This window comes from Desulfobacter sp. (assembly GCF_050177295.1).
The window spans coordinates 1-2,542 of sequence record NZ_JBFXHE010000542.1 but is presented as its reverse complement, the minus strand read 5'-3'; the positions used below and the strand labels follow the sequence as shown (position 1 = coordinate 2,542).

Annotated in this window: 3 protein-coding genes; all 3 read right to left on the bottom strand. The window is 48.7% G+C overall.

The annotated features are described in order from the left end of the window. Positions 1 to 183 (bottom strand): transposase (locus tag AB7U36_RS22345; protein WP_428161804.1); only part of this gene is annotated, 183 nt, incomplete at its 3' end. Positions 184 to 358: 175 nt separating this feature from the next. Next, on the bottom strand, positions 359 to 1,798 hold the full coding sequence (locus AB7U36_RS22340; RefSeq protein ID WP_428161803.1) for an efflux transporter outer membrane subunit: 1,440 nt from the start codon (positions 1,796 to 1,798) through the stop codon (positions 359 to 361). Positions 1,799 to 1,802: 4 nt separating this feature from the next. Next, a partial coding sequence (locus AB7U36_RS22335; protein WP_428161802.1) for an ABC transporter permease occupies positions 1,803 to 2,542 on the bottom strand: 740 nt, incomplete at its 5' end.

The following is a 2,542-nucleotide window of genomic DNA, read 5'->3' as shown; positions in this document are numbered from 1 at the left end:
GGCAGGTTCTTTTTCCTCGAATCCCCTTTTGATTAGTCGTTTGGAATCACAATGCGGACATTGACATCCTTCCGGCCAGCGCAATTCCCGAACAGTGTCGTAACATTGTGCATCATCAATCAGAGTCTTTATGTTTACCTGTATCCGTTGGCCTCCTATGGTGAATTGGGTCAAAGAATTCACCCTCTACCATTATACGACCCTGAAACGCAACATGAGCCTAATTTCTGTGACCATTGCTGAATTTTTCTGGCTGGACAGTCGCACATTGATGATTTCAACCCATTTTTCCGACGACACTTTGTGTTTCCTTTTTTCTAAAAAACCTAAAGTTTTTTCTGTTAACAAGGCCGGATGATCAGCGTACGGCAAGGCCACCTCCGAATGCTTTATGCAGCTCTATGACACTGTCCGTTACAAGTGCCAGACTTTCAATGAAACGCTCCTTTGAGTTAAGCAGGTTTCGTTCTGAATCCAGCACATGGATATAGTCTGCCAGGCCGCAGGTATAAAGGCGCAAGGAGAGTTCGTAGGCCCTCGTGTTTTCGGCCACAGCTGTTTTCAAATGTACCTTTCGCAGCAGCTCTTCCTTATGCTGAACCAGGGCGTTTTCAACCTCTTCATAGGCATGAAAAACGGTTTTTTCATATAACGCCAGGGCCTGTTTTGACCGGGCATCCGCCGCAGCCACACGAGCCCGAACTGCTCCTCCATTGAAAATCGCCCATGAAAATGAGGGGCCAATCGAACCTGTCCAGCTGTTATCCAGAGTCATCTCACCTAAATCCACAATGGACAGACCAATGGAGCCGTTAAAGCCCAGACGGGGATAAAAGTCCGCTTTGGCAACGCCGATGCGGGCCACTTGTGCGGCAAGTTGGCGTTCTGCTGTGCGGATATCAGGACGAACACGTAAAAGATCGGCAGGAATGCCCACAACAAGCTTTTCCGGAAAGCTGGGAATTTGAGGATTATTATCCAAAATCGAAATTAAAAAATCAGGCGCCTCCCCTAACAGGATGGCAAGACGGTGGCGCAGGGTTTTCTGTTGTGCGGCAAGTTGGGGAATCCGGGCCTTTGTATCGGCAATCAGGGCTTTAGATGTTGTAATATTCAACTGGGTATCCATACCGGATTTAAACCGTTTCTCAATAAGATCCAGCGTTTTTTGCTGAAGATCCAGATTCTTAGTGACAACATCTGTTTGGGCCTGAACCTTACGAATCTCAACATAATTTTTTGCCACATCACATAGCAACGCGACCATGGTGTCTGCAAGGTCGGATTCCGATGCCCCGATTTCGGCATCCGCGGCCTCTATACTGCGTTTGATCCGGCCGAACAGGTCAATCTCCCAGCTGGCATCGAATCCGCCTTCATGAAGAATTTGTGTTGCATCATAGTCTTCCATGATGGTAGACGGCAGATTAGCGGTATCAAGCCCCGTTTTGCTTGATCGCAGGGCATTGACAGACGCATTGGCGTCAAAAGAGGGTAAGGTTTCAGACGTGGCAAGGCCTTTATTTGCACGCGCCTCAAGAATTCTGAAAACAGCGATGCGAACATCCTGGTTTTTAGAGATCGCATGGGAAATAAGTCTGTCAAGCGTTGGATCTTCAAGCTTTTCCCACCATCGCTTCATATCAGCATCCCGGCAAAAAGTAATTGTATCCTGTGTTGAAAACGACTCCATGACAGGAACCACAGGAGACTGATAATCTGGGCCGATAGCCTTGCAGGCAGAGATAGACAATGCTGTCAAAAAAATAAGCAAAGCAGAAACGGTTGTGTTTTTCATGATGTTACTCCATTCGTTTACGGAAAAGAATAGTTGCCGAACTAAGGGTTACAGGGGCGATAATGGCCATGGGCCAGGTGTTTGATATAACATCGGCCAAGGGCATCCCCTTAAGAAAGACTCCCCGGGCAATGGTCATAAACCACCTCATGGGATTGCCAAGGGAGATAATTTGCAGCCACTGGGGCATATTCTGCACGGGCGTGGCAAAGCCGGAGAGCACAACCGCCAGGGACATGAAAGCGAAAGCGCCTAAAATGCCCTGCTGCTGGGTCATGGACAGAGAACTGATAAAAAGTCCTGCTCCCACAATGGAGAGTAGAAAAATCAGCATGGCACCATAGAGCAGAACCAATGATCCCTCAAAGGGAATGCCGAAGATATAGACGGAGATCAGCAGGATGCCGGTGGCTTCAACAATGGAGACAAGCAAGGCGGCCACGGCCTTTCCAATAAGGATCTCAATGGGGTGAAGCGGAGAGACAAGAAGCTGCTCAAAGGTGCCAAGCTCTCTTTCCCTGGCAACGGACATGCAGGTGACAAGCAGTCCCACCAGGGCCGAAAGCATGGCAATAAGGGACGGCAGGGTAAAATATTTGTAATCAAGGTTGGGGTTGAACCAGTTACGTTCAATGGTGGTTGCCCCCAGGGGGGCATCTTCCCCAAACTCCTTCTGGAATGCGTCAATAATCTGCAGAGTATAGCCGGCAACTATCTGGGAGGCATTGGTTTTTCGACCGTCCA